Genomic DNA, 21,810 nt, shown 5'->3' with positions numbered 1-21,810 from the left:
TGGAGGCTGGAGGCTGGAGGCTGGAGGCTGGAGGCTGGAGGCTGGAGGCTGGACAGCGTTCTGGTCAGGCCTCTTCGCTGTCAAACCTTTTTTCGCGGCCATGGAACTGGGCGTCCCCGCTGCTCCTACAGGTCAACATCGATGCCGCCCCGTAGGAGCGCGCCATGCGCGCGATCACCGGCAACGCCAAAGCATCGCCAGCAAGCTGGCTCCTACAACAGCGAACGAGTAGCCCGGATGCAATCCGGGCTACGTGGCTGTTTATTGGGCCGCCGCTAACGCGGGAATCCAATAAACACGCAGGGTGCGCCGTGCGCACCGATCCGGGGCCGACACCTACGTTTCCGGTGAACCACCCTGCCGCGCCAGGGTAAACGGTGCGCGCGGCGCCCCCTACAAAAGCCGGGCCGCCTTTTCGTCCAGCCTTCCAGCCTCCAGCGCTCTCCCCGGCTTTTCTCAGCGCCCTTTCTCGAACGGCTTGGCCAGGGTGATCTGCGGGGACTTGAGCGGTCCGCGGACGTCGTACTGCACGCTGGCGAAGCGCGACACCCTGTCGCCGAGCAGCTTGTCGACCACGAACAGCGCGCCGCCGATCGCCGGCGCTCCGACGATCAGCGCGGCCAGCGGCAGGTTGTTGGTCAGCGGCAGGCTCACCTGCAGCCGGGCGCTGATCTGGTCCCTGACCATATCCATGCTGCCGTCCAGCTCCAGGTTGCTCGACGGCCCCTCCAGGGTCAGCGGCTGGCGGGTGAGGTAGACGCCGTCGGTCCCCACCAGCAGGCCCTTGACCCGATCGTAGCTGAGCCCCTTGCCGAGCAGGTCGGAGAAGTCCAGGCGCAGGCGCCGGCCGATCGAGTCGAAGTTGAGCAGGCCGAACACCCGCAGGGCCTGGGCGCCGCCTTCCACTTCGACGAACTGGCCCCTGCGCAGGCTGGGTTCGAGCGTGCCGGAGAAGCGCTTGAGCGCCATCCAGGCCGGCGAGCCCGGCCACTGCCCGTCGACATCGAGTCGGAAGCGCTCGCTGGTGACGTTGGGCGCGAAGTTCCAGGCCCTCAGCACATCGGCCAGGTTGTCGCCCTGCAGGCGCCCCGTGTAGCGCGTGCGGCTCTGCCCCGGCGCCCCTTCCCACCAGGCGTTGCCGCCGATCTTCAGGCCCTTGAGCTCCAGGTTGAGATCCTCGAACACGACGCCCTGCCCGGTCGGTCGGACCTTGAGCGCGAAGGCGCCGAGCAGGTCGTCGCCGCGCAACAGGCGGGCGATCCGGATATCCAGCGCTGGAATCTGCCGTGGGTCGACCTGGGCCAGGGGATCGGGACCGTCCTGGCTCGCTTCCGTCGGTGGAGGGGCCGGCGGCAGGCGCAGTTGCTCCAGGTTGACCGTGATCGGCGCGTCCTTGGCGTCCGGCAGCAGCGCCCGGCCCTTCGCCTGTGGATTGTCGAAGGTCAGTGACCAGGCGGCGTCGGCTCGGACCAGGCGGGCCGCCAGGTTCTCCAGGGTCGTGCCGAAGCCCTGGAAACGGTCGATGCGCAAGTCCAGGCTGCGCACCATCTGCAGAGACGTGGCCTGGTCGGCGGCGGCATAGCGCTTGGCGGTGGCCTGCCAGGCGTCGGCATCCAGCTCGGCGAGCCGGCCGCGCACGGTCAGCCCAGGCGTCCCTGGCAGGCTGGGCAGCCCGGTGCCGAGCAGCAGCTCGCCGCGCAACGCATCGGGCTTGCCGTCCGGCATCGCCATGTCCAGCTTGGCGAAACCGGCATAGTTCAGCCGATAACGCCGCTCCGGCCCGTGCAGGCTCATGCGGAACCGGGTCGCGCTCTCGTCGACGGCGGCCTTGCCGAACGGCGCCGGCAGGTCGATGGCCAGCCCCTTGAGGCTGGAGTCGACACGCAGTTCGCTGCGCTCTCCATCGAGGATCAGGGCCAGGCTGTACGGCAGGTTGCCCGAGGCCGGCAGGTTGTGTTGCAGCGCCAGCCAGTCGGTCAGGGTCTTCAGCGCCACCTGGCCATTGGCCTCGATGCGCGTGCGCGGCCGGCCATCGCGCTGCTCGGCGATGGCCTTGCCACGCACGGGGCGGCCGAATGCCTGGGCACGGATGTCCGGGGCGCTGAGCCCCTTGGCGGTGTCGTAGTTGAAAGCGCCCTTCACCTGGCTCAGCTCCAGCGCCGGATTGCTCAGCTTGAGCTGCGCGCCGTCCACGGCGAAGTCCACCGAAACCTGTGGGGCCTGGCCCTTGCGCAGCGGGATGTCCAGGAGCAACCGGCCATCCACCGCGCCCGAGCCCGACCAGCCGGCGAAAATCTCGTCGGTGCCGATCGGCGCCTCCTGGAGAATCTTCAGGGCATCCACCACGCTGCTGTCCACCACACCGTCCAGATGCAGGTGTGGAACCTTCCCCGGCTCGATGGGCACGCGGGCCTGCACATCATGGACCCGGCTGTTCAGCAGGCGCCCCTCGGCCAGCGCGACGCGGACGCTGGTGTCCTCGATGAACACCTGCCCGCGCGCGCCGCTCAGCTCCGGCCAGCCGGGCTGGAAGGCCAGCACGGCATCCTGGGTGTCGAAGAACAGGCTGATACTGTGCGAGGCCGGCGGCGAGTTCTTGTTCACCGAGCCCTGGAACTGGAAATAGCCTTCGCTCACCGCGCCGCTGCGGATCGCGGTCTTCAGCCAGTTGGCCAACTCCGGGCCGAAGGCCGGCGCGAGGGTCGGCAAGTATTGCTCGGTATAGCGGGCATCACCGTCGCGCATGCCGACGCGCAGGTCGAGATAATCCTCGGCATCCGGGGCGCGCATCAGGCGCAGGAACATATCGGCGGCCATCCGCCCCTCGTCGCCGCTGACCTGCGCGTAGGGCACGGCGAGGGTGAAAGACTCCTCGTCCAGGCCCCAGGTCAGCCGGCCGGCCGCCTTGTGGTAGCGCCAGGTTTGCGGAAACAGGTTGTGCAGGTGCAGGGCGAAATCCTCGCTGCGCACGCGCAACTCGCCACGGGACAACCCACCGGAGAAGCTGCCACTGACATTCTCGACGCCGGGGACCTCGTGGTAGGGATCGATGCCGACGCGGTCCAGGTTACCCGACGCCTGCAAGCGTTCGAGCGGCTCGGCCTGTGGCTGGTAGTCGAGCTGAAGGTTGCGCAGGGTACCGCGCGGGTTGAGCCCGGCCAGGTACTCGGCGGCTTTCTCCGGCAGCGGCGCCAGGGCCTGGACCACCGGCAACAATGGCGTGAGGTCGAGCCGGTCGGCGGACAGTCGCCAGCTTTCCCCGGCCTTGTCGTCCGTACGCTGCTCCAGGGCCAGCCGCACCTCGCCCCAGCGCGTCTCGCCCAGGCTCGCGGCCAGCGAGTCGAACAGCACGCGCAATCCCTGGCGGTCACGGTCGACGTAGGCGTTCAGCGACAGATCGTTCAGCGTCACCGGCGGCCGTTCGGCATAGGCGCCGCTCATCTGCGGGGCATGCAGGCGCGCGGCGGCGCGCTGCACCTGGCCCTTGTCGACCTTCAGCCAGAGTTCGCCGCCGGCGCGCAATTCCCGCACTCGCCAGTCGCGGGTCAGGCTGGCCGGCAACCACGACGCCCAGTCGCTCTGCGGCAGGCTGGCGTAGAGATCGGCACTGGAATTGCGCCAATCCTTGCCATCCAGCCGGGCGCGCAGGTTGAAGGCCAGCGGCTGGCCGTCCGGCAGGGTCAGGCGGCCGTCCAGTCGCTGCCGCGTGCCGCTGCGCAGGCTGAGATTGGCGTAGGTGAAGCTGAACGGCGCAGCGTCCAGCGCCTCGACGGTGACCTGGCTGTCGAGCAGGGACAGCCTCGGGATACGCCGGAGCTGTTCCAGCGCGCGGTTGAGGTCGAACGTTCCTTCGCCCTGCGGCAATCCCTCGAGATGCCAGGCGCCGTCGGCGTCCTGCCTGAGGCTGAGATGCAGGCCCTGCAAGGTCAGCGAGGCGAGGCGCGGTTCACGCTCCAGCAGGCTGGTGAGCACGTCTGGCACCACCTGTATCCGGTCCAGCCGGACCCGTTCGTCACCCTCGCCGATCAGCACGTCATGGGCGTAGATCAGCGGCGAGAAACCCTCCCAGCGTCCCTCCAGGCTGCCGATGCTCAGCGGCAGGCCCAGCGCGGTGCGGGCACGGCTTTCCACCTCGTCGCGGTAGTCGGCGACCCAAGGCACCAGCTCGCGGCCGAGGCTGACATAGAGCGCGGCCAGGACCAGCAGCAGGGCGAACAGGCCGAAGCCCCAGCGCAGCGCCGCGATCAGCCAGTCGCCCAGGCGTGCCATGTCAGGCCGGGCTCAGGCAGTCAGAGCAGGACGACATCGTATTGCTCCTGGGAGTACATGCTTTCCACCTGGAACTTGATGGTCCGGCCGATGAAGGCTTCCAGATCGGCGACGTTGCCGGACTCTTCGTCGAGCAGGCGGTCGACCACCTTCTGGTTGGCCAGCACCCGGTAACCCTCGGCCTGGTAGGCGCGCGCCTCGCGGAGGATTTCCCGGAAGATTTCGTAGCAGATGGTCTCGGCGGTCTTCAGCTTGCCGCGCCCCTGGCAGGACGGGCACGGCTCGCAGAGTATCTGTTCGAGGCTCTCGCGGGTGCGCTTGCGGGTCATCTGCACCAGGCCGAGCTCGGTGATGCCGATGATGTTGGTCTTCGCGTGGTCGCGCTCGAGCTGCTTCTCCAGCGTGCGCAGGACCTGGCGCTGATGCTCCTCGTCTTCCATGTCGATGAAGTCGATGATGATGATCCCGCCCAGGTTGCGCAGGCGCAGTTGGCGGGCGATCGCGGTGGCCGCCTCGAGGTTGGTCTTGAAGATGGTTTCCTCGAGGGTGCGATGACCGACGAAGGCGCCGGTGTTGACGTCGATGGTGGTCATCGCCTCCGCCGGGTCGATCACCAGGTAGCCGCCGGACTTCAGCGGCACCTTGCGCTCCAGGGCGCGCTGGATCTCGTCCTCGACGCCATAGAGGTCGAAGATCGGCCGCTCGCCCGGATAGTGTTCGAGGCGGTCGGCCACCTCGGGCATCAGCTCGGCGACGAACTGGGTGACCTTCTGGAAGGTTTCCCGCGAGTCGATGCGCAGCTTCTCGGTGCGCGGCGTGACCAGGTCGCGCAGGGCGCGCAGGGCCAGGCTGAGGTCTTCGTAGATCACCGAGGGGGTCGTCGCGCTCTTCATCTGCGTGGCGATCTGCTCCCACAGGCGGCGCAGGTAGCGGATGTCGGCGAGGATTTCGTCGGCCCCGGCGCCGTCCGCCGCGGTGCGCAGGATGAAGCCGCCGCTCTCCTCGATGCCCTCGGCGGCGACGCAGTCGGCCACCACCTGCTTGAGGCGCTCGCGCTCGGCCTCGTCCTCGATGCGCAGGGAGATGCCGACATGGCTGCTGCGCGGCATGTACACCAGGTAGCGCGAGGGGATCGACAGATGGGTGGTCAGTCGCGCGCCCTTGCTGCCGATCGGGTCCTTGGTCACCTGCACCACCAGGCTCTGGCCCTCGTGGACCAGGGCGCTGATCGATTCCACCGCGCTGCCTTCGCGACTGGAAATCTCCGAGGCGTGGATGAAGGCGGCGCGCTCCAGGCCGATGTCGACGAACGCCGCCTGCATGCCCGGCAGCACCCGTGCCACCTTGCCTTTATAGATGTTGCCGACGATGCCACGGCGCTGGGTGCGCTCGACGTGCACTTCCTGCAGCACGCCGTTCTCAACCACTGCCACGCGCGACTCCATCGGCGTGATGTTGATCAGGATCTCTTCACTCATGGGGTCGTCCCTTCCTGCCAGCAGGCGATGCCGAAGTCGGCCAACATTTCCGCAGTTTCGCACAGAGGCAGGCCGACCACCGCCGAATAGCTGCCGTGCAGAGCGCTGACGAACACCGCTGCCAGCCCCTGGATGCCATAGCTGCCAGCCTTGTCCCGTGGTTCGCCGGTCTCCCAGTAGGCGGCGATCTCGGCTGCGGACAGGGGCCGGAACTCCACCCGGCTGGTCACCACCCGCGCCTCGCAGCGCCCGGGGGCGGCCAGCGCCACGGCGGTCAGCACCTGGTGCTCACGGCCGGACAGGGCTTCCAGGGTGGCCTGGGCATCGGCGCGGTCGAGCGGCTTGCCGAGGATGCGTCCATCGAGCACCACCGCGGTGTCGGCACCGAGCACCACGGCTTCGGGGTCCTTCGAGTGTGCCAGACCGGCCCGCGCCTTGGCACGCGCCAGGCGTTCCACGTAGGCCTGCGGCGTTTCGCCGGGCAGGCTGCTTTCGTCGAGATCGAGGACGAGGGTACGGAAAGGCACGCCGATCTGCGCCAGCAGTTCGCGCCGGCGTGGCGACCCCGAGGCCAGGTAGAGCGTGGCCATGCGGACTTCTCCCTGTCAGCCGCGACGCGCCGTGCGCGCCCGGCTCAATTGACGTTCAGGCGCTGTTGCAGGCCGCGCAGAATAGCCGCGACCCAAGGCCAGAGTAGCGCACTGACCAGCGCCGGGAGGACGAAAGCCAGGGTCGGCGGGCGATTGCCGGTCAGCGCGTTGAGCCAGAGTTGCACCAGTTGAGCGATGCCATAGACCACCAGCAGCACCAGGCTCTGTTGCCACATGGGGAACATGCGCAAACGCTGGTGCAGGCTGAGGACGAGGAAAATGATCAGGGTGAGGATCAGCGCGTTCTGGCCGAACAGCGTGCCGTACAGGACATCCTGGAACAGGCCGAGGATCCAGGCGGTGGTCATGCCCACCCGGTGCGGCAGGTAGAGCACCCAGTAGGACAGGAACAGAGCGGCCCACAGCGGCCGGCCGACCTCCATGAACTTCGGCAGCGGCGCGATGCTGAGCAGCAGCGCCAGCACCAGGCTCAGCCAGATCACCCAGCCGTTGCGCGAACGTTGCGCGGTCATTGGTCAGCTCCCTGGCTGGCAGCCGGTGTGCCGGACGGCGCGGCCGGGGCTTCCTGGGGCGCTTCGGCGGGCGGCGTGGAGGCAGGCGCTTCGGCGGCCTGTTCCTGGTCGGCGCGCGCCTGGGCCTCGGCGGAATCGCTGGCCCGCTGCTCCGGAGTGCGCGGGTCGGAGAACACCAGCAGCATGTAGCGGCTGCGGTTGAGCGCGGCGGTCGGCACCGCGCGGACGATGGCGAAAGGCTGGCCGGAGTCGTGGATCACTTCCTTCACCGTGGCCACCGGGTAACCGGACGGGAAGCGCTGGCCCAGCCCGGAGCTGACCAGCAGATCGCCTTCCTTGATATCGGCGGTGTCGGCCACGTGGCGCAGTTCCAGGCGCTCCGGGTTGCCGGTGCCGCTGGCGATGGCGCGCAGGCCGTTGCGGTTGACCTGCACCGGGATGCTGTGGGTGGTGTCGGTGAGCAGCAGCACCCGCGAGCTGTAGGGCATGACTTCCACCACCTGGCCCATCAGGCCGCGCGCGTCGAGCACCGGCTGGCCGAGGAACACGCCGTCGCGGCTGCCCTTGTCGATGATGATGCGGTGGGTGAAGGGGTTGGGGTCGACGCCGATCAGTTCGCTGACCAGCACCTTCTCGTCGACCAGCGCCGCCGAGTTGAGCAACTCGCGCAGACGCACGTTCTGTTCGGTCAGCGCCGCCAGCTTCTGCAGGCGACGCTGCATCAGCAAGGCTTCGGCCTTGAGCTTCTCGTTCTCGGCGAGCAGTTCACTGCGGCTGTTGAACTGCTCGGTGATGCCGTCCCAGACGCGCACCGGCAGGTCGGCCACCCAATAGAAGGGCGTGAGCACCAGGCCCATCTGGCTGCGCATCGGCTTGAGCACATCGAGACGCGCATCGACCACCATCAGCGCAGTCGACAGCACGGCCAGCACCAGCAGGCGCACACCGAGCGAGGGTCCCTTGGCGAATAGCGGTTTGATGGCGAATACCTCGCAGCCACGAGCTTCAAGCTGAAAGCGGCAAACTGACAGCAGCGTGTTGCCTTGCCTCCAGCTTGCAGCTTACGGCTTGCCGCTTATTCCGACGACAGCAGGTCCATGGTGTGACGGTCCATCATTTCCAGCGCCTTGCCGCCGCCACGCGCCACGCAGGTCAGCGGGTCCTCGGCGACGATCACCGGCAGGCCGGTTTCCTGGGCCAGCAGCTTGTCCAGGTCGCGCAGCAGGGCGCCACCGCCGGTCAGCACCAGGCCGCGCTCGGCGATGTCCGAGGCGAGCTCCGGCGGCGACTGCTCGAGGGCGCTCTTCACCGCCTGGACGATGGTCGCCAGGGATTCCTGCAAGGCTTCGAGCACTTCGTTGGAGTTGAGGGTGAAGCTGCGCGGTACGCCTTCGGCCAGGTTGCGGCCACGCACGTCGACTTCGCGGATCTCGCCGCCCGGGTAGGCGGTACCGATTTCCTGCTTGATGCGCTCGGCGGTGGATTCGCCGATCAGGCTGCCGTAGTTGCGGCGCACGTAGGTGACGATGGCTTCGTCGAAGCGGTCGCCGCCGACGCGGACGGATTCGGCGTAGACCACGCCGTTCAGGGAGATCAGCGCGATCTCGGTGGTACCGCCACCGATGTCGACGACCATCGAGCCACGGGCTTCCTCGACCGGCAGGCCGGCGCCGATGGCGGCCGCCATCGGCTCTTCGATCAGGAACACTTCACGGGCACCGGCGCCGAGGGCCGATTCGCGGATGGCGCGGCGCTCGACCTGGGTCGACTTGCACGGCACGCAGATCAGCACGCGCGGCGAAGGCTGCAGGAAGCTGTTCTCGTGAACCTTGTTGATGAAGTACTGCAGCATCTTCTCGCAGACGCTGAAGTCGGCGATCACGCCATCCTTCATGGGACGGATCGCGGCGATGTTGCCCGGGGTACGGCCAAGCATGCGCTTGGCTTCGGTACCGACGGCGACCACGCTCTTCTGGTTGCCGTGGGTACGAATGGCGACGACCGACGGCTCGTTGAGGACGATACCGCGCTCGCGCACATAGATCAGGGTATTGGCAGTTCCCAGGTCGATGGATAGATCGCTGGAAAACATGCCACGCAGCTTTTTGAACATGGGGAAACCCTAGGGGAATGCGTGGATGAAAATACGCAGGGAAAAAAGTGCGGCAAACTCTAACAACCACGGGCCTTTTGGGCAACCCGCGCGCTGTGCTAAATTGCCGTCTTTTCCGGGCCTTACGGCACACGATCGCGGCCTATGACCGCCCCCTGCGGGATTCCGTTCCCCGCCCGCCGCCCAAGAGTCCCCGCAAAGGCTCGCACGCTGGAGCCAGGCAAGGCGAAAATGGTCGAGGATGCGGAGTTTACGAGTAGTAAATGAGCACTTCGAAACCGTTTTCATCACAGCCTGGCCGACGCGCAGCAGCCTTGGCATGGGTTCTTCGCCCGCTTCCGTTGGAGATTTCCTATGGCGCTTGAACGCTCCGAGGTGGAAAAGATCGCCCATCTGGCCCGACTGGGCCTGGACGAAGCCGATCTTCCACGTACCACCGAGACCCTCAACAACATCCTCGGCCTGATCGACCAGATGCAGGCCGTCGACACCGACGGCATCGAGCCGCTGGCCCACCCGCTGGAAGCCACCCAGCGCCTGCGCCCGGACGTGGTCACCGAGACCGACCGGCGCGACGCCTACCAGGCCATCGCGCCGGCCGTGGAAAACGGCCTGTACCTCGTGCCGAAAGTCATCGAATAAAAGGAAAGGGTTCCCATGCACCACCTGACCCTGGCCGAGATCAGCCGCGCGCTGGCCGCCAAAGAGTTTTCCGCCGTCGAGTTGAACCAGGCCCTGCTGGCCCGCATCAAGCAGCTCGACACGCAGTTGAACAGCTTCATCACCGTCACCGAGGAACTGGCCCTCGAACAGGCCAGGGCCGCCGACGCGCGCCGCGCCGCCGGCGAGAACGGCGCCCTGCTCGGCACGCCGATCGGCCACAAGGACCTGTTCTGCACCGAAGGCGTGCTGACCAGTTGCGCCTCGAAGATCCTCGAAGGCTTCAAGGCCCCCTATGACGCCACCGTGGTGGAGAAGCTGGCCGCCGCCGGCACCGTCACCCTCGGCAAGCTGAACATGGACGAGTTCGCCATGGGCTCGGCCAACGAATCCAGCCACTACGGCGCGGTGAAGAACCCCTGGGACCTCACCCGCGTACCGGGCGGCTCCTCCGGCGGTTCCGCGGCGGCAGTGGCCGCGCGCCTGCTGCCGGCCGCCACCGGCACCGACACCGGCGGCTCGATCCGCCAGCCGGCGGCCTTCACCAACCTCACCGGCATCAAGCCCACCTACGGCCGCGTGTCCCGCTGGGGCATGATCGCCTACGCCTCCAGCCTCGACCAGGGCGGCCCGCTGGCGCGCACCGCCGAGGACTGCGCGCTGCTGCTCGGCGGCATGGCCGGTTTCGACGCGAAGGACTCCACCTGCGTCGACCAGCCGGTGGACGACTACCTGGCGGCACTGAACCAGCCGCTGGCCGGCCTGCGCATCGGCCTGCCCAGGGAATACTTCGGCGCCGGCCTGGATGCACGCATCGCCGACAAGGTGATGGCGGTGGTCGAGGAGCTGAAGAAGCTCGGCGCCACGGTCAAGGACATCTCGCTGCCGAACATGCAGCACGCGATTCCCGCCTACTATGTGATCGCACCCGCCGAAGCCAGCTCCAACCTGTCGCGCTTCGACGGCGTGCGCTTCGGCTACCGCTGCGAGAACCCGCAGAACCTCGAAGACCTCTACAAGCGCACCCGCGCCGAAGGCTTCGGCGCCGAAGTGAAACGGCGCATCATGGTCGGCACCTACGCGCTGTCGGCCGGTTACTACGACGCCTATTACCTGAAGGCGCAGAAGATCCGCCGGCTGATCAAGAACGACTTCGTCGCCGCCTTCGGCGAGGTCGACCTGATCCTCGGCCCGACCACGCCTAACCCGGCCTGGAAGCTCGGCGAGAAGAACAACGACCCGGTCGCCCAGTACCTGGAAGACATCTACACCATCACCGCCAACCTCGCCGGCATCCCCGGCCTGTCGATGCCCGCCGGCTTCGTCGATGGCCTGCCGGTCGGCGTGCAACTGCTCGCCCCCTACTTCCAGGAAGGCCGCCTGCTCAACGTCGCGCACCAGTACCAACAGGTGACCGACTGGCACAAACAAGCACCGGCTGGATTCTGAGGACGACGCACATGCAATGGGAAACCGTGATCGGGCTGGAAATCCACGCACAGCTCAGCACCCAATCGAAGATCTTCTCCGCCAGCGCCACCACCTTCGGCGCCGAGCCCAACACCCAGGCCAGCCTGGTCGACCTGGGCATGCCCGGCGTGCTGCCGGTGCTGAATGAGGAAGCGGTGCGCATGGCCTGCAAGTTCGGCCTGGCCATCGATGCCGAGATCGCCGAGCGCAACGTCTTCGCCCGCAAGAACTACTTCTACCCGGACCTGCCCAAGGGCTACCAGACCAGCCAGATGGACCACCCCATCGTCGGCAAGGGCTTCCTCGACATCACCCTGGAGGACGGCACGGTCAAGCGCATCGGCATCACCCGCGCGCACCTGGAAGAGGACGCCGGCAAGAGCCTGCACGAAGACTTCCACGGCATGAGCGGCATCGACCTGAACCGCGCCGGCACGCCGCTGCTGGAGATCGTCTCCGAGCCGGACATCCGCTCGGCCAAGGAGGCCGTGGCCTACGTCAAGGCGATCCACGCGCTGGTGCGCTACCTGGGCATCTGCGACGGCAACATGGCCGAAGGCTCGCTGCGCTGCGACTGCAACGTCTCGGTGCGCCCCAAGGGCCAGGCCGAGTTCGGCACCCGCGCCGAGATCAAGAACGTCAACTCCTTCCGCTTCATCGAGAAGGCCATCAACCACGAGATCCAGCGGCAGATCGAGCTGATCGAGGATGGCGGCAAGGTGATCCAGGAAACCCGCCTGTACGATCCCGGCAAGGACGAGACCCGCTCGATGCGTGGCAAGGAAGAGGCCAACGACTACCGCTACTTCCCCTGCCCCGACCTGCTGCCGGTGGTGATCGAGCGCAGCTTCCTCGACGAAGTGCGCACCAGCCTGCCGGAGCTGCCCAACCAGAAGCGCGAGCGCTTCCAGAGCGAGTTCGGCCTGTCCGCCTACGACGCCAGCGTGCTGTCGGCGAGCCGCGAGATGGCCGACTACTTCGAGGCGGTACAGAAGGTCTGCGGCGACGCCAAGCTGGCCGCCAACTGGGTGATGGTCGAACTGGCCAGCCTGCTCAACAAGGAAGGCCTGGAGATCGGCCAGTCGCCGGTATCCGCCGAGCAACTGGGCGGCATGATCCTGCGCATCAAGGACAACACCATCAGCGGCAAGATCGCCAAGATGGTCTTCGAGTCCCTGGCCGCCGGCGAAGGCGCCAGCGCCGACGAGATCATCGACAAGAAGGGCCTCAAGCAGGTCACCGACTCCGGCGCCATCGAGGCGATGCTCGACGAAGTGCTGGCCGCCAACGCCACCCAGGTCGAACAGTACCGCGCCAGCGACGAAGCCAAGCGGGCGAAGATGTTCGGCTTCTTCGTCGGCCAGGCGATGAAGGCTTCGAAAGGCAAGGCAAACCCCGGCCAAGTGAACGAATTGCTGAAGAAGAAGCTCGAAGGGTAAGGCTGGAGGCTGGAGGCTGGAGGCTGGAGGCTGGAGGCTGGAGGCTGGAGGCTGGAGGCTGGAGGCTGGACAGCGTTCTGGTCAGGCCTCTTCGCTGTCAAACCTTTTTTCGCGGCCATGGGACTGGGCGTCCCCGCCGATCCTACAGTTCCAGCCTCGATGCCGACCTGTAGGAGCGCGCCATGCGCGCGATTGGCGGGGATGCCATTTACTGGGTCCCCGCGTTCGCGAGGACGACGGTCGAGGGAGAGGCTTTTACGTAGGGTGTGCCGTGCGCACCGTTTACCCTGGCGCCAGCAGAGTACTTCGCCGGAAACATGGATGTCGGCCCCGGATCGGTGCGCACGACACACCCTACAACGCCAGGCCGCCTTTTCGTCCAGCCTTCCACCCCCCAGCGCTCTTCTCGGCCTTTTTGGGAGCCCGCATGCTCAGAACGATCCTCCTGCTCAGCCTGGCCGCCCTGCTGGTGGGTTGCTCCACCTTCGGTGGCAGCGGCAGCTACGACAACACCGGCAAGGCTTCCTGGTACGGCGCCAAGCACCATGGCAAGAAGACCGCCAGCGGCGAACGCTTCGACCAGAACGCATTGACCGCCGCGCACCGCAGCCTGCCGTTCGGCACCCGGGTGCGGGTCACCAACCTGAACAATGATCGATCCGTCGTCGTGCGCATCAACGATCGCGGCCCCTATGCCCGTGGGCGCATCATCGATGTCTCGCGCAAGGCCGCCGAACAGCTCGGCATGCTCGGGGCCGGGGTCGTCCCGGTGCGCGTGCAAAGCCTCAGATGACCCAAGGGAGAACACCATGAGCGAACAGAAGACCAGCGGCGAACAGGTCCGCCGTGCCGTGATGGGCGACGCCTTCGTCGACCGCGCGCTGGACAACGCCACCGACTTCAGCCGGCCGTTGCAGGAGTTCGTCAACGAGCACGCCTGGGGTGGCGTCTGGAACCGCGAGGGGCTGGACCGCAAGACCCGCAGCCTGATCACCCTGGCCGCGCTGACCGCCCTGAAGTGTCCGCAGGAACTGAAAGGCCACGTGCGCGGCGCGCTCAACAACGGCTGCACGGTGGAGGAGATTCGCGAGGCGCTGCTGCACTGCGCGGTCTACGCCGGCGTGCCGGCGGCCATCGATGCCTTCCGCGCGGCGCAGGAAGTGGTGGACGACTGGCAGGGCTAGGAAGGGCCAATCGATATTCGGCCCGGAACCTTACGGCATGTAGCTGCAGGAGCGAGCTCTGCTCGCGAATATCGGCGCCTCAAAAGCTTCGCGAGCAGAGCTCCTACATGTCGACTCAGCTTAGGGTCTGCTCCGACTCTGGCTTCGGCAGCTCCAGCACCGGTTTCTCGTCGCCCAGGCACTTGAGCTTTCCCTCCACCACCGCGCCATTCTCCATGCTCAGTTGGCGATAGCTGATGTTGCCGCGCACGCGGGCATTGGAGTGCAGCTCGAGCAGATGCTCGACGCGCAGGTCGCCGACGATGGTGCCGTCGATCAGCGCATCGTGGCTGCTCACGTCCCCCTCGATGTAGCCGCCGGCACTCAATGCCAGCAGGCTGGCGGTGCCGGGCTTGTAGCTCACGTTGCCACGAACCCGGCCGCTGACTTTCAGGCCTTCGGCGAACTCCACGTCACCGACCACCGAGAGATTGTCGGAAATCAGGCTGGAAAAACTGTCGATGGACGGTCGCGAAACCGACTTCTTGCTACGGAACATCCTGTATCACTCCGGATGACTAGTGGTTGTCTTTCTGCTGCCGGAAGAACGCCAGCTCGGTGCTCAGGCGCTCGACCTGCGCCGAGAGATCGGCATTGCGGCGCACCAGTTGCCGTTCGGTGGCCTGCGCCTCGCGCTGCAACAACTCGCTCCGTTGCAGGCGGGCCTCGAGGTCGCGGTTCTCCTCGCGCAGGGCGGCCAGTTGCCGGGACAAGTCCTGGCGCTCCTCGATCCACAGGTAGAACGGCGCGACCACCAGGCAGACAAGCAGCAGCCACGGCCAGAGCCGCCGGCGCCGGATGCTCTGCAGGCGATGGTCGCCGCGAACCAGGTCGCGGGTCGACGGCTTGTTAGTCGTGCGCCAGAGCACTGCCGTCACGCTCCAGGTTGCCCAGGGCGAGGAATCGTTGCGGGTCGACGAAACGTCCGTCCTTGAGCACCTCGAAGTGCAGGTGCGGCCCAGTGGAACGCCCCGTGGAGCCCACTGCGCCGATGCGCTGGCCAGGGGTGACCACTTCTCCGGCACGCACCTCGAAACGAGACAGGTGCGCATAGCGGGTCACCAGGCCATTGCCGTGGTCGATCTCGACGCGCTTGCCGTAGCCTCCCTGCCAGCCGGCGGCACGCACCTTGCCCCCCGCCGCCGCCAGCACCGCGGAACCGGAGGGCAGGGCGAAGTCGACGCCGGAATGGAAGGCCAGGCGCCGGTTGAAGGGATCGAGCCGGTTGCCGAACGACGAGCCCAACCGGGCCTGCTCCACCGGCCGGCGCGACGGAATCGCCATCAGCGCGGCATTGCGCATCGCCACCCGCTCCAGCATGTGGTCGAACGCGGCGCGCAGGCAACGCGCCGAAGCCTCGCTGCGGTGGAGCTCGTCCAGGGCACCGTCCCGATCACGCGAATCCTCGGCGGAGCAACCGCGCGGCGCCAGCAGCACGCCACCCTGGCCATCGGCGTCGTTATGCTCGTCTGCCGTGAGCATTGGCAACAGCGTCGGGTCGACCTCCGACACCTGCTCGCTGAGCGTCTTGTGCTCGTCCAGCAGCCGGTGCAACGACTGCGCATCGGACTCCAGCGACTTGACGCGCCCGGCCAGTTCCCCGAGCCGGGCGACGGTGAAATGGTTTTCCGCGCTCGACGTCGCCGGCGTGCCGCTCGCCGGCGTCACCGTGGCGGACGGCGCACCCGAGTCGCGGCCGAGCCAGAAGCCGCCGGCGAAGGCGGCCAGGTTCAGCGACAACACGACCGCCAGCGCGGGCACCAGGACACGTCGTAGATCGACGACCCGGTTGGCGCCTCGGGTCAATGCCCGACTGGATGGAGAGAACACCTTCATACTCGATTTCCTGGAGGACGATAGTGCGCCCGGCTGTTCAGCAGGGGCGAACTCTGCCATGCACGGCACGACCGTTCTGCGCGCTAGTGGCCAATGGCGGACTCGTCCCGATTTTTTTTCCCGTACTGCGGCCCATGCCGCAAATTCGGATGCCGCCCTTCCCGTTCGGCACCCGGCTCGGATGCCTGGGACACGCATGAAAAATCATCGTTCTGGCAGCCCGCCCATCGGCGGGGCGGCGGAGTTTACGGCCACGAAGCGGGATTCCGAACCGGTTTCCGACGACGCACCCAGGGCATGGGCCATTTTCGTACTTTTCCTAAATCCATCCGCCCCACTGCAACACGAACAGGCCGATGTTGGTGGTCAGCGCCGCACCCAGGGTAGTGATCACGATGATCGCCGCCGCCAGTTCGGCGTTGCCGCCGGCCGCCCTGGCCATGACGAAGCTGGCCGCCGCGGTCGGGCTGGCGAAATACAGGAACAGGATGCCCAGCTCGGCGCCACGGAAGCCGCAGGCGAAGGCGCCGAGGGTGGCGAGGATCGGCAGCCAGACCAGCTTCATCATGCTGGAGCCGATGGCCAGGCCAGTGCTGGCGCGCAGCGAGTCCAGCGACAGCGTGCCGCCGATGCAGATCAGCGCCAGCGGCAGGGTCAGTTGCGCCAGGTACTCGCCGGAAGTGCTCAGCCAGACCGGCAGGCGCACTTCCCAATAGGCGAACGGAATCGCCGCCAGCACGCCGAGGATCAGCGGGTTGCGCAGGATGCTCTTCAGCAGGCTCCACGGCCCCACCTTGCCCGCCGGGTTGTAGAACTCCAGCACCAGCACCGCCAGGCTGTTGTAGGTAAGGATCACCACGCCGCCGAGCACGCCGCCCAGCGACAGCCCATAGTCGCCGTACAGGCTGGTGGCCAGTGCCAGCCCGATGATCCCGTTGTTGCCGCGGAATGCCCCCTGCACATAGACCCCGCGCTCGGCACGCGGCACGCGAAGGACGGCCCATCCCCAGGCGATCAGGAAGGTGACCAGCGTGGCCAGCACGAAGTAGCCGAGCACCGCCGGTTGCAGCGCGGTCTTCAGGTCGGCATGCAGGATGGCCAGGAACAGCATCACCGGCATGCTGACGTTGAACACCAGCGCCGAGGCGGTGCCGACGAAGGCGGCGTCGATCTGCCCGAGGCGCTTGAGCAGGATGCCGAGGAACAGCATCGCGAATACCGGCGCGGTGAGGGCGAGGGTCTGGGAGAGAAGGACGAGCATGGCGGGGCACTGAACTGCGAAAAGCCAGTGATGATAGCAGGTCAATACCGGTCATCCGCCAGCGCCGGGTTCCTCTTGCGCCTTCTCTCCCCGGAAAACGGGGCGCTCCGGAGCGCCGGCCGGCATGCCCATCGGCCCGGCGCCATGAACGTTCGTCAGATCCTTTTTCTCCGAAAGCTTGCTGAAAGCCTACCCGCCTAGCATCGCCCGACTGCCGGCTCGAACCGGCCGCTACGCGCCCGTCCGCCGGGCCGATCGACAAAAACAACAATGGTGACCGCTATGCCTACCATGCCACCTCGCTACACCCCTCGCCGTCCCCGGACCGCCATCCCGTTGCCGCCGCGCTGAGCCGCACGCGACCGTTCCCTCTTTCGTCCGGAGACTCGCCATGCTGACTTTCCTTGGCTTCGCCATGGTCATCACTTTCATGTACCTGATCATGACCAAGCGCCTGTCGGCGCTGATCGCGCTGATCATCGTTCCCATCCTGTTCGCCCTAGTCGGCGGCTTCGCGGCCGGCATCGGGCCGATGATGCTGGAAGGCATCGCCAAGCTGGCACCGACCGGCGTGATGCTGATGTTCGCCATTCTCTACTTCGCCCTGATGATCGATTCGGGCCTGTTCGACCCGGCGGTGCGGCTGATCCTCCGCCTGGTCAAGGGCGACCCGCTGAAGATCGCGGTGGGCACCGCCGCGCTGGCGCTGATCGTCTCCCTGGACGGCGACGGCGCCACCACCTACATGATCTGCGTCGCCGCCATGCTGCCGCTGTACAGCCGCATCGGCATGAGCCCGCGGATCATGGCCGGGCTGATCATCCTCGCCGGCGGGATCATGAACATGACGCCCTGGGGCGGCCCCACCGCGCGTGCCGCCAGCGCCCTGCACGTCGACCCGTCGGACATCTTCGTGCCGATGATCCCGGCCATGGCCGTCGGCGTCATCGGCCTGCTGGCCCTCGCCTGGGCCTACGGCAAGCGCGAGCGTGCGCGTCTCGGCGTGCTGCACCTGGGCGACGACCACGAGCAGTCGCATGCCGAGATCACCGTCTCGCAATACCCGGAGGCGCGCCGCCCGCACCTGCTGTGGGTCAACGGCCTGATGACCCTGGCCCTGATGGTCGCGCTGATCTCGGGCGTGCTGCCGCTGCCGGTGCTGTTCATGATCGCCTTCAGCGCCGCGATGATCGTCAACTATCCCTGCCTGATCCAGCAGAAGGAGCGCATCGCCGCCCATGCCGGCAACGTGCTGGCGGTGGTCGGACTGATCTTCGCCGCCGGCATCTTCACCGGCATCCTGTCCGGCACCGGGATGGTCGACGCCATGTCGAAGAGCCTGCTGACGGTGATCCCGGAATCGCTCGGCCCATACCTGGCGGTGGTCACCGCGCTGGTGAGCATGCCCTTCACCTTCTTCATGTCCAACGACGCCTTCTACTATGGCGTGTTGCCGGTGCTCAGCGAGGCCGCCAGCCACTACGGCATCAGCCCGGTGGAAATGGCCCGTGCCTCCATCGTCGGCCAGCCGGTGCACCTGCTCAGCCCGCTGGTGCCGTCCACCTACCTGCTGGTCGGCCTGGCCAGGATCGAGTTCGGCGACCTGCAGCGCTTCAGCCTCAAGTGGGCGGTGCTGATCTGCCTGCTGATCATGCTCGCCGCCCTGCTGCTGGGCACCTTCCCGCTGTTCGGCAGCCACTGATTCACACTCGGAGACCACATACCACATGGAATGGCTGACCAGCCCGGAAATCTGGGTCGCGCTGGCGACCCTGACCGCCCTGGAGATCGTCCTCGGCATCGACAACATCATCATGATCGCCATCCTGGTCGGTCGCATGCCGCCGCACCTTCAGGCGCGCACCCGGCTGTTCGGCCTGGGCCTGGCGATGTTCACCCGCATCGCCCTGCTGCTGTCGATCACCTGGATCATGGGCCTGACCCGCGACCTGTTCGATCTGTTCGGCCAGGGCATTTCCGGGCGCGACCTGATTCTCTTCTTCGGCGGCCTGTTCCTGCTCTGGAAGAGCGCCACCGAGATCTACCAGGGCCTCGAAGGCCACGAGGAAGAAAGCCAGGCGCCGCGTGGCGCCGGCGGGCATTTCCTGGCGACCATCGTGCAGATCGCGCTGATCGACATCGTCTTCTCGCTGGACTCGGTGATCACCGCCGTGGGCATGGTCGAGCACGTGCCGGTGATGGTCGCGGCGATCGTCATCGCGGTCCTGGTGATGATGCTGGCCGCCGGCTCCATCAGCGCCTTCATCGACAAGCATCCCTCGCTGAAGATGCTCGCCCTGGCCTTCCTGACCGTGGTCGGCACGGTGCTGATCGCGGAAAGCTTCGACATCCACGTACCCAAGGGCTACGTGTACTTCGCCATGGCCTTCTCACTGGGGGTGGAAGCGATCAACATCCGCATGCGTGGAGCGCGTGGGCGGAAGGCGATCGAAGAGGTGGATGGTGGAGAGGCTGAAGCTCGGAGTTGAGTAGCTGGTAGAGGCTGGCAAGGCCTGGAGCAGTATCGGACGGATAGGCAACGGACTTGCCTATCTGGTTACGAACATCTTCCCGGCAAGCACGTCTGCCCCCTCTCCCTTCGGAGCGGGGCGCGCAGCCAGGGTTGGGGCGAGGGAGCGGGCTCTCGGTCTGGCATAGCCTTTCCGCCGGCATCAGACTCCGCCCCTCACCCTGCCCTCTCCCGGAGGGAGAGGGTTCTGTCCGCGTCGCCTATTGGGTAAGTGGATGTCGGAAAGCGTACGGGAGCCTTAGGCATCGCATGTCACGAAGATGGCGATAAGTTCAATGGAGCAGGCAACGGCTTGCCGGTTCAGTGACGAACATATTCACCAGCAACCACACTCTGCCCCCTCTCCCGGAGGGAGAGGGTTCTGTCCGTGTGGCCGGCCAGGTAAGTGAACGCCGGAAAGAATGCAGGAACCTTGCTTCCCCTTTTCAAACCCTCAGCGCCGTACCGGTCGCTTCTGCAGCTTGCGCTGCAAGGTGCGCCGGTGCATGCCCAGGGCGCGTGCCGTCGCGGAGATGTTGCCGTCGTGTTCGGCGAGCACGCGCTGGATGTGCTCCCATTGCAGGCGGTCCACCGACATGGGGTTTTCCGGCACCAGGCTCTCGATGTCGACATGCTCGGAGACCAGCGCGGTCAGCACGTCGTCGGCGTCGGCCGGCTTGCACAGGTAGTTGGCGGCGCCACGCTTGATCGCCTCCACCGCGGTGGCGATGCTCGAATAGCCGGTGAGGATCACCACGCGCATCTCCGGGTCGAGCGCCAGCAGCTTGGGCAGCAGCACCAGGCCGGAGTCGCCCTCCATCTTCAGGTCGAGCACCGCGTAGTCGGGCACGTCCTGTTCGGCCAGGGCCAGGCCTTCCTCCGCCGAGCCGGCGATCGATACGCGCAGGCCTCGGCTGGTCATCGCCCGCGCCATCACCCGGGTGAAGGTGGGGTCGTCGTCGACCAGCAGCAGGTGCGGCTGCTCTTCGCCTTCGGGCAGGTTGCTTTCGTCGCTCATGCGTATTTCCTCAAGACAGACGGGGCAGGCGCAGCTCGGTAAGCGTGCCGCCCTCTTCGTGGTTATACAACTTCACCGAGCCTCCGGCACGCGTCACGCTTGCCTGGCTGAGGAACAGGCCGAGGCCGAAGCCCTTGCCGCCCTTGGTGGTGATGAACGGCTTGCCGATCTGCTCGGCGATGGCCAGCGGTACGCCGACGCCCTGGTCGCGAATGTTCAGCACCAGTTCCTGCTCGTCCCAGTCGAGGCGGATGTCGAGCTTGTCCGGGCAGGCGTCGGCGGCGTTGTTGAGCAGGTTGAGCAGCGCCTGGGTGAGGTCGGCCGGCGTCGCCAGGCGCGGCACCGCGCCGCTGCCCAGGCACTGGTAGCGATAGGTGGCTTCCGGGCGCATCAGGTGCCAGCGGTTCAGGGTGCTTTCCAGCCAGGCCACCGCGCTCTGCTCGACCACCGCCTGGCGCCGATCGGCCTCGGCGGCGCGCACCAGTTGCTGCAGGCTGTCCTTGCACAGTTGCACCTGCTCCTGCAACACGCCGAGGTCTTCCTGCAACAGCGGGTCGCGGTGCTCGCGGCGGATCTCCTTGATCAGCACGCTCATGGTCGCCAGCGGCGTACCCAGTTCGTGGGCGGCGCCAGCGGCCTGGGTGGCGACGGCGAGCAGTTGCTGGTCACGCAGGTCCTCCTCGCGGCGCCGCGCGCGGGCTTCCTCCTGGCGGCGCAGTTCCTCGGCCATCTTCGCGGCGAAGAAGGTGATCAGCCCGGCGGCCAGCGCGAAGCTCAGCCACATGCCGTAGATCAGCAGCTTCTCGCGCTCGATCAGCACCAGCTCCAGCGGGTGGTACCAGGCCAGCAGCAGGGTGTAGGCCGCCAGCGCCAGGCCGGCGAGCACCACGGTGTAGAACCAGGAGAGCGTCGCCGCGGCGATGGTCAGCGGCACCAGGTAATAGGAGACGAAGGGGTTGGTCGAGCCGCCGGAGTAATACAGCAGCACGCTGTGGATGATCAGGTCGCAGGCCAGTTGGGCGGCGTATTCCAGTTCGGTGACCGGCCAGGGGCCACGCAGGCGCAGGGCGGTGAGGGTGCAGAGGATCGCCGATACGCCGAGGGTGATGGCCAGCGGCAGCCAGGGCAGCGGCAACAGCCCGGACAGGTAGGCGAACCCCACCGAGGCGGCCTGGGCGGCCAGCACCAGGATGCGGATCAGGGTCAGCCGCCAGAGGTTCTGATGGCTGGCGGACAGCAGTTGCGTGGGTTCGATCATAGGATCTCCAGGATTCGGTCGAGTATACCCAACGGCCTCCTGCCAGACCGCACGCCTGCGGCAAAGCGCCGCAGGCAAAATCCGTGAAACAGGCTATGTCCTGCAAAAAATCAGAACCTGCCTTAACCCGAACGGTCACATCGCTTCGTCTAA

General features: G+C 66.8%; 19 protein-coding genes. 7 read left to right on the top strand and 12 right to left on the bottom strand.

Annotated elements, in window-relative coordinates; all coding sequences use genetic code 11:
* Positions 1-456: 456 nt before the first annotated feature.
* The 6 genes from PSEWESI4_RS11460 to mreB all read right to left on the bottom strand — a co-directional run bounded on the left by PSEWESI4_RS11460 (position 457) and on the right by mreB (position 8,983).
* Complete coding sequence (locus PSEWESI4_RS11460) at positions 457-4,269, bottom strand: YhdP family protein (RefSeq protein WP_187671334.1); 3,813 nt, start codon at positions 4,267-4,269, stop codon at positions 457-459.
* Between the two features lie 20 nt (positions 4,270-4,289).
* Positions 4,290-5,747, bottom strand: a complete 1,458-nt coding sequence (rng, locus tag PSEWESI4_RS11455; protein WP_187671333.1) for a ribonuclease G — start codon at positions 5,745-5,747, stop codon at positions 4,290-4,292.
* On the bottom strand, positions 5,744-6,337 hold the full coding sequence (locus PSEWESI4_RS11450) for a Maf family protein (protein ID WP_187671332.1): 594 nt from the start codon (positions 6,335-6,337) through the stop codon (positions 5,744-5,746). Before PSEWESI4_RS11450 ends, rng begins: the two co-directional genes overlap by 4 nt.
* A 44-nt stretch (positions 6,338-6,381) precedes the next feature.
* On the bottom strand, positions 6,382-6,870 hold the full coding sequence (gene mreD, locus PSEWESI4_RS11445) for a rod shape-determining protein MreD (RefSeq protein WP_187671331.1): 489 nt from the start codon (positions 6,868-6,870) through the stop codon (positions 6,382-6,384).
* On the bottom strand, positions 6,867-7,850 hold the full coding sequence (gene mreC, locus PSEWESI4_RS11440) for a rod shape-determining protein MreC (RefSeq protein ID WP_187671339.1): 984 nt from the start codon (positions 7,848-7,850) through the stop codon (positions 6,867-6,869). Before mreC ends, mreD begins: the two co-directional genes overlap by 4 nt.
* Before the next feature lie 95 nt (positions 7,851-7,945).
* A complete protein-coding gene (gene mreB, locus PSEWESI4_RS11435) occupies positions 7,946-8,983 on the bottom strand; it encodes a rod shape-determining protein MreB (RefSeq protein ID WP_187671330.1) in 1,038 nt (345 codons plus the stop codon).
* Between the two features lie 354 nt (positions 8,984-9,337).
* On the opposite strand from mreB, the gene gatC reads away from it, so the two are divergent.
* The 5 genes from gatC (at position 9,338) to PSEWESI4_RS11410 (ending at position 13,736) form a co-directional block, all read left to right on the top strand.
* Complete coding sequence (gene gatC / locus PSEWESI4_RS11430) at positions 9,338-9,625, top strand: Asp-tRNA(Asn)/Glu-tRNA(Gln) amidotransferase subunit GatC (RefSeq protein WP_187671329.1); 288 nt, start codon at positions 9,338-9,340, stop codon at positions 9,623-9,625.
* A 15-nt stretch (positions 9,626-9,640) separates the two neighbouring features.
* A complete protein-coding gene (gene gatA / locus PSEWESI4_RS11425) occupies positions 9,641-11,092 on the top strand; it encodes an Asp-tRNA(Asn)/Glu-tRNA(Gln) amidotransferase subunit GatA (RefSeq protein WP_187671328.1) in 1,452 nt (483 codons plus the stop codon).
* Positions 11,093-11,103: 11 nt separating this feature from the next.
* Positions 11,104-12,552, top strand: a complete 1,449-nt coding sequence (gene gatB, locus PSEWESI4_RS11420; protein WP_187671327.1) for an Asp-tRNA(Asn)/Glu-tRNA(Gln) amidotransferase subunit GatB — start codon at positions 11,104-11,106, stop codon at positions 12,550-12,552.
* Between the two features lie 427 nt (positions 12,553-12,979).
* Positions 12,980-13,345 (top strand): septal ring lytic transglycosylase RlpA family protein, encoded by a 366-nt coding sequence (locus tag PSEWESI4_RS11415; protein WP_187671326.1) that lies wholly within the window; start codon positions 12,980-12,982, stop codon positions 13,343-13,345.
* A 16-nt stretch (positions 13,346-13,361) separates the two neighbouring features.
* Entirely contained in the window at positions 13,362-13,736 is a 375-nt protein-coding gene (locus PSEWESI4_RS11410) for a carboxymuconolactone decarboxylase family protein (protein WP_187671325.1), read from the top strand.
* 115 nt (positions 13,737-13,851) lie between these two features.
* Here PSEWESI4_RS11410 and PSEWESI4_RS11405 read toward each other — a convergent pair whose 3' ends face one another.
* From PSEWESI4_RS11405 to PSEWESI4_RS11390, 4 genes are all read right to left on the bottom strand, one after another.
* Positions 13,852-14,274 carry a bactofilin family protein gene (locus tag PSEWESI4_RS11405; RefSeq protein WP_187671324.1) on the bottom strand — a complete coding sequence of 141 codons (423 nt, stop codon included), beginning with the start codon at positions 14,272-14,274 and terminating at the stop codon, positions 13,852-13,854.
* Positions 14,275-14,293: 19 nt separating this feature from the next.
* The gene (locus tag PSEWESI4_RS11400) at positions 14,294-14,644 is read right to left on the bottom strand and encodes a hypothetical protein (protein WP_187671323.1); all 351 of its coding nucleotides are present in this window, start codon (positions 14,642-14,644) and stop codon (positions 14,294-14,296) included.
* A complete protein-coding gene (locus PSEWESI4_RS11395) occupies positions 14,625-15,611 on the bottom strand; it encodes a M23 family metallopeptidase (protein ID WP_187671322.1) in 987 nt (328 codons plus the stop codon). Before PSEWESI4_RS11395 ends, PSEWESI4_RS11400 begins: the two co-directional genes overlap by 20 nt.
* A gap of 319 nt (positions 15,612-15,930) precedes the next feature.
* The gene (locus PSEWESI4_RS11390; protein ID WP_187671321.1) at positions 15,931-16,872 is read right to left on the bottom strand and encodes an AEC family transporter; all 942 of its coding nucleotides are present in this window, start codon (positions 16,870-16,872) and stop codon (positions 15,931-15,933) included.
* Between the two features lie 391 nt (positions 16,873-17,263).
* On the opposite strand from PSEWESI4_RS11390, the gene PSEWESI4_RS11385 reads away from it, so the two are divergent.
* Positions 17,264-18,574 carry a CitMHS family transporter gene (locus PSEWESI4_RS11385; RefSeq protein WP_187671320.1) on the top strand — a complete coding sequence of 437 codons (1,311 nt, stop codon included), beginning with the start codon at positions 17,264-17,266 and terminating at the stop codon, positions 18,572-18,574.
* 25 nt (positions 18,575-18,599) lie between these two features.
* Positions 18,600-19,361, top strand: a complete 762-nt coding sequence (locus PSEWESI4_RS11380) for a TerC family protein (RefSeq protein WP_187671319.1) — start codon at positions 18,600-18,602, stop codon at positions 19,359-19,361.
* A gap of 474 nt (positions 19,362-19,835) precedes the next feature.
* On the opposite strand, the gene PSEWESI4_RS11375 is transcribed toward PSEWESI4_RS11380, so the two are convergent.
* Together PSEWESI4_RS11375 and PSEWESI4_RS11370 are read right to left on the bottom strand one after the other, a co-directional pair.
* Entirely contained in the window at positions 19,836-20,399 is a 564-nt protein-coding gene (locus PSEWESI4_RS11375; RefSeq protein WP_187671318.1) for a response regulator transcription factor, read from the bottom strand.
* A 10-nt stretch (positions 20,400-20,409) separates the two neighbouring features.
* Positions 20,410-21,657 carry an ATP-binding protein gene (locus PSEWESI4_RS11370; RefSeq protein ID WP_187671317.1) on the bottom strand — a complete coding sequence of 416 codons (1,248 nt, stop codon included), beginning with the start codon at positions 21,655-21,657 and terminating at the stop codon, positions 20,410-20,412.
* Positions 21,658-21,810 lie beyond the last annotated feature (153 nt).

The sequence above is a fragment of the Zestomonas carbonaria genome (assembly GCF_904061905.1).
In the GTDB taxonomy this organism is placed as follows: Bacteria; Pseudomonadota; Gammaproteobacteria; order Pseudomonadales; family Pseudomonadaceae; genus Aquipseudomonas; species Aquipseudomonas carbonaria.
Note: the sequence above shows the minus strand (reverse complement) of the source record. Positions and strands in the feature narration are given on the sequence as shown.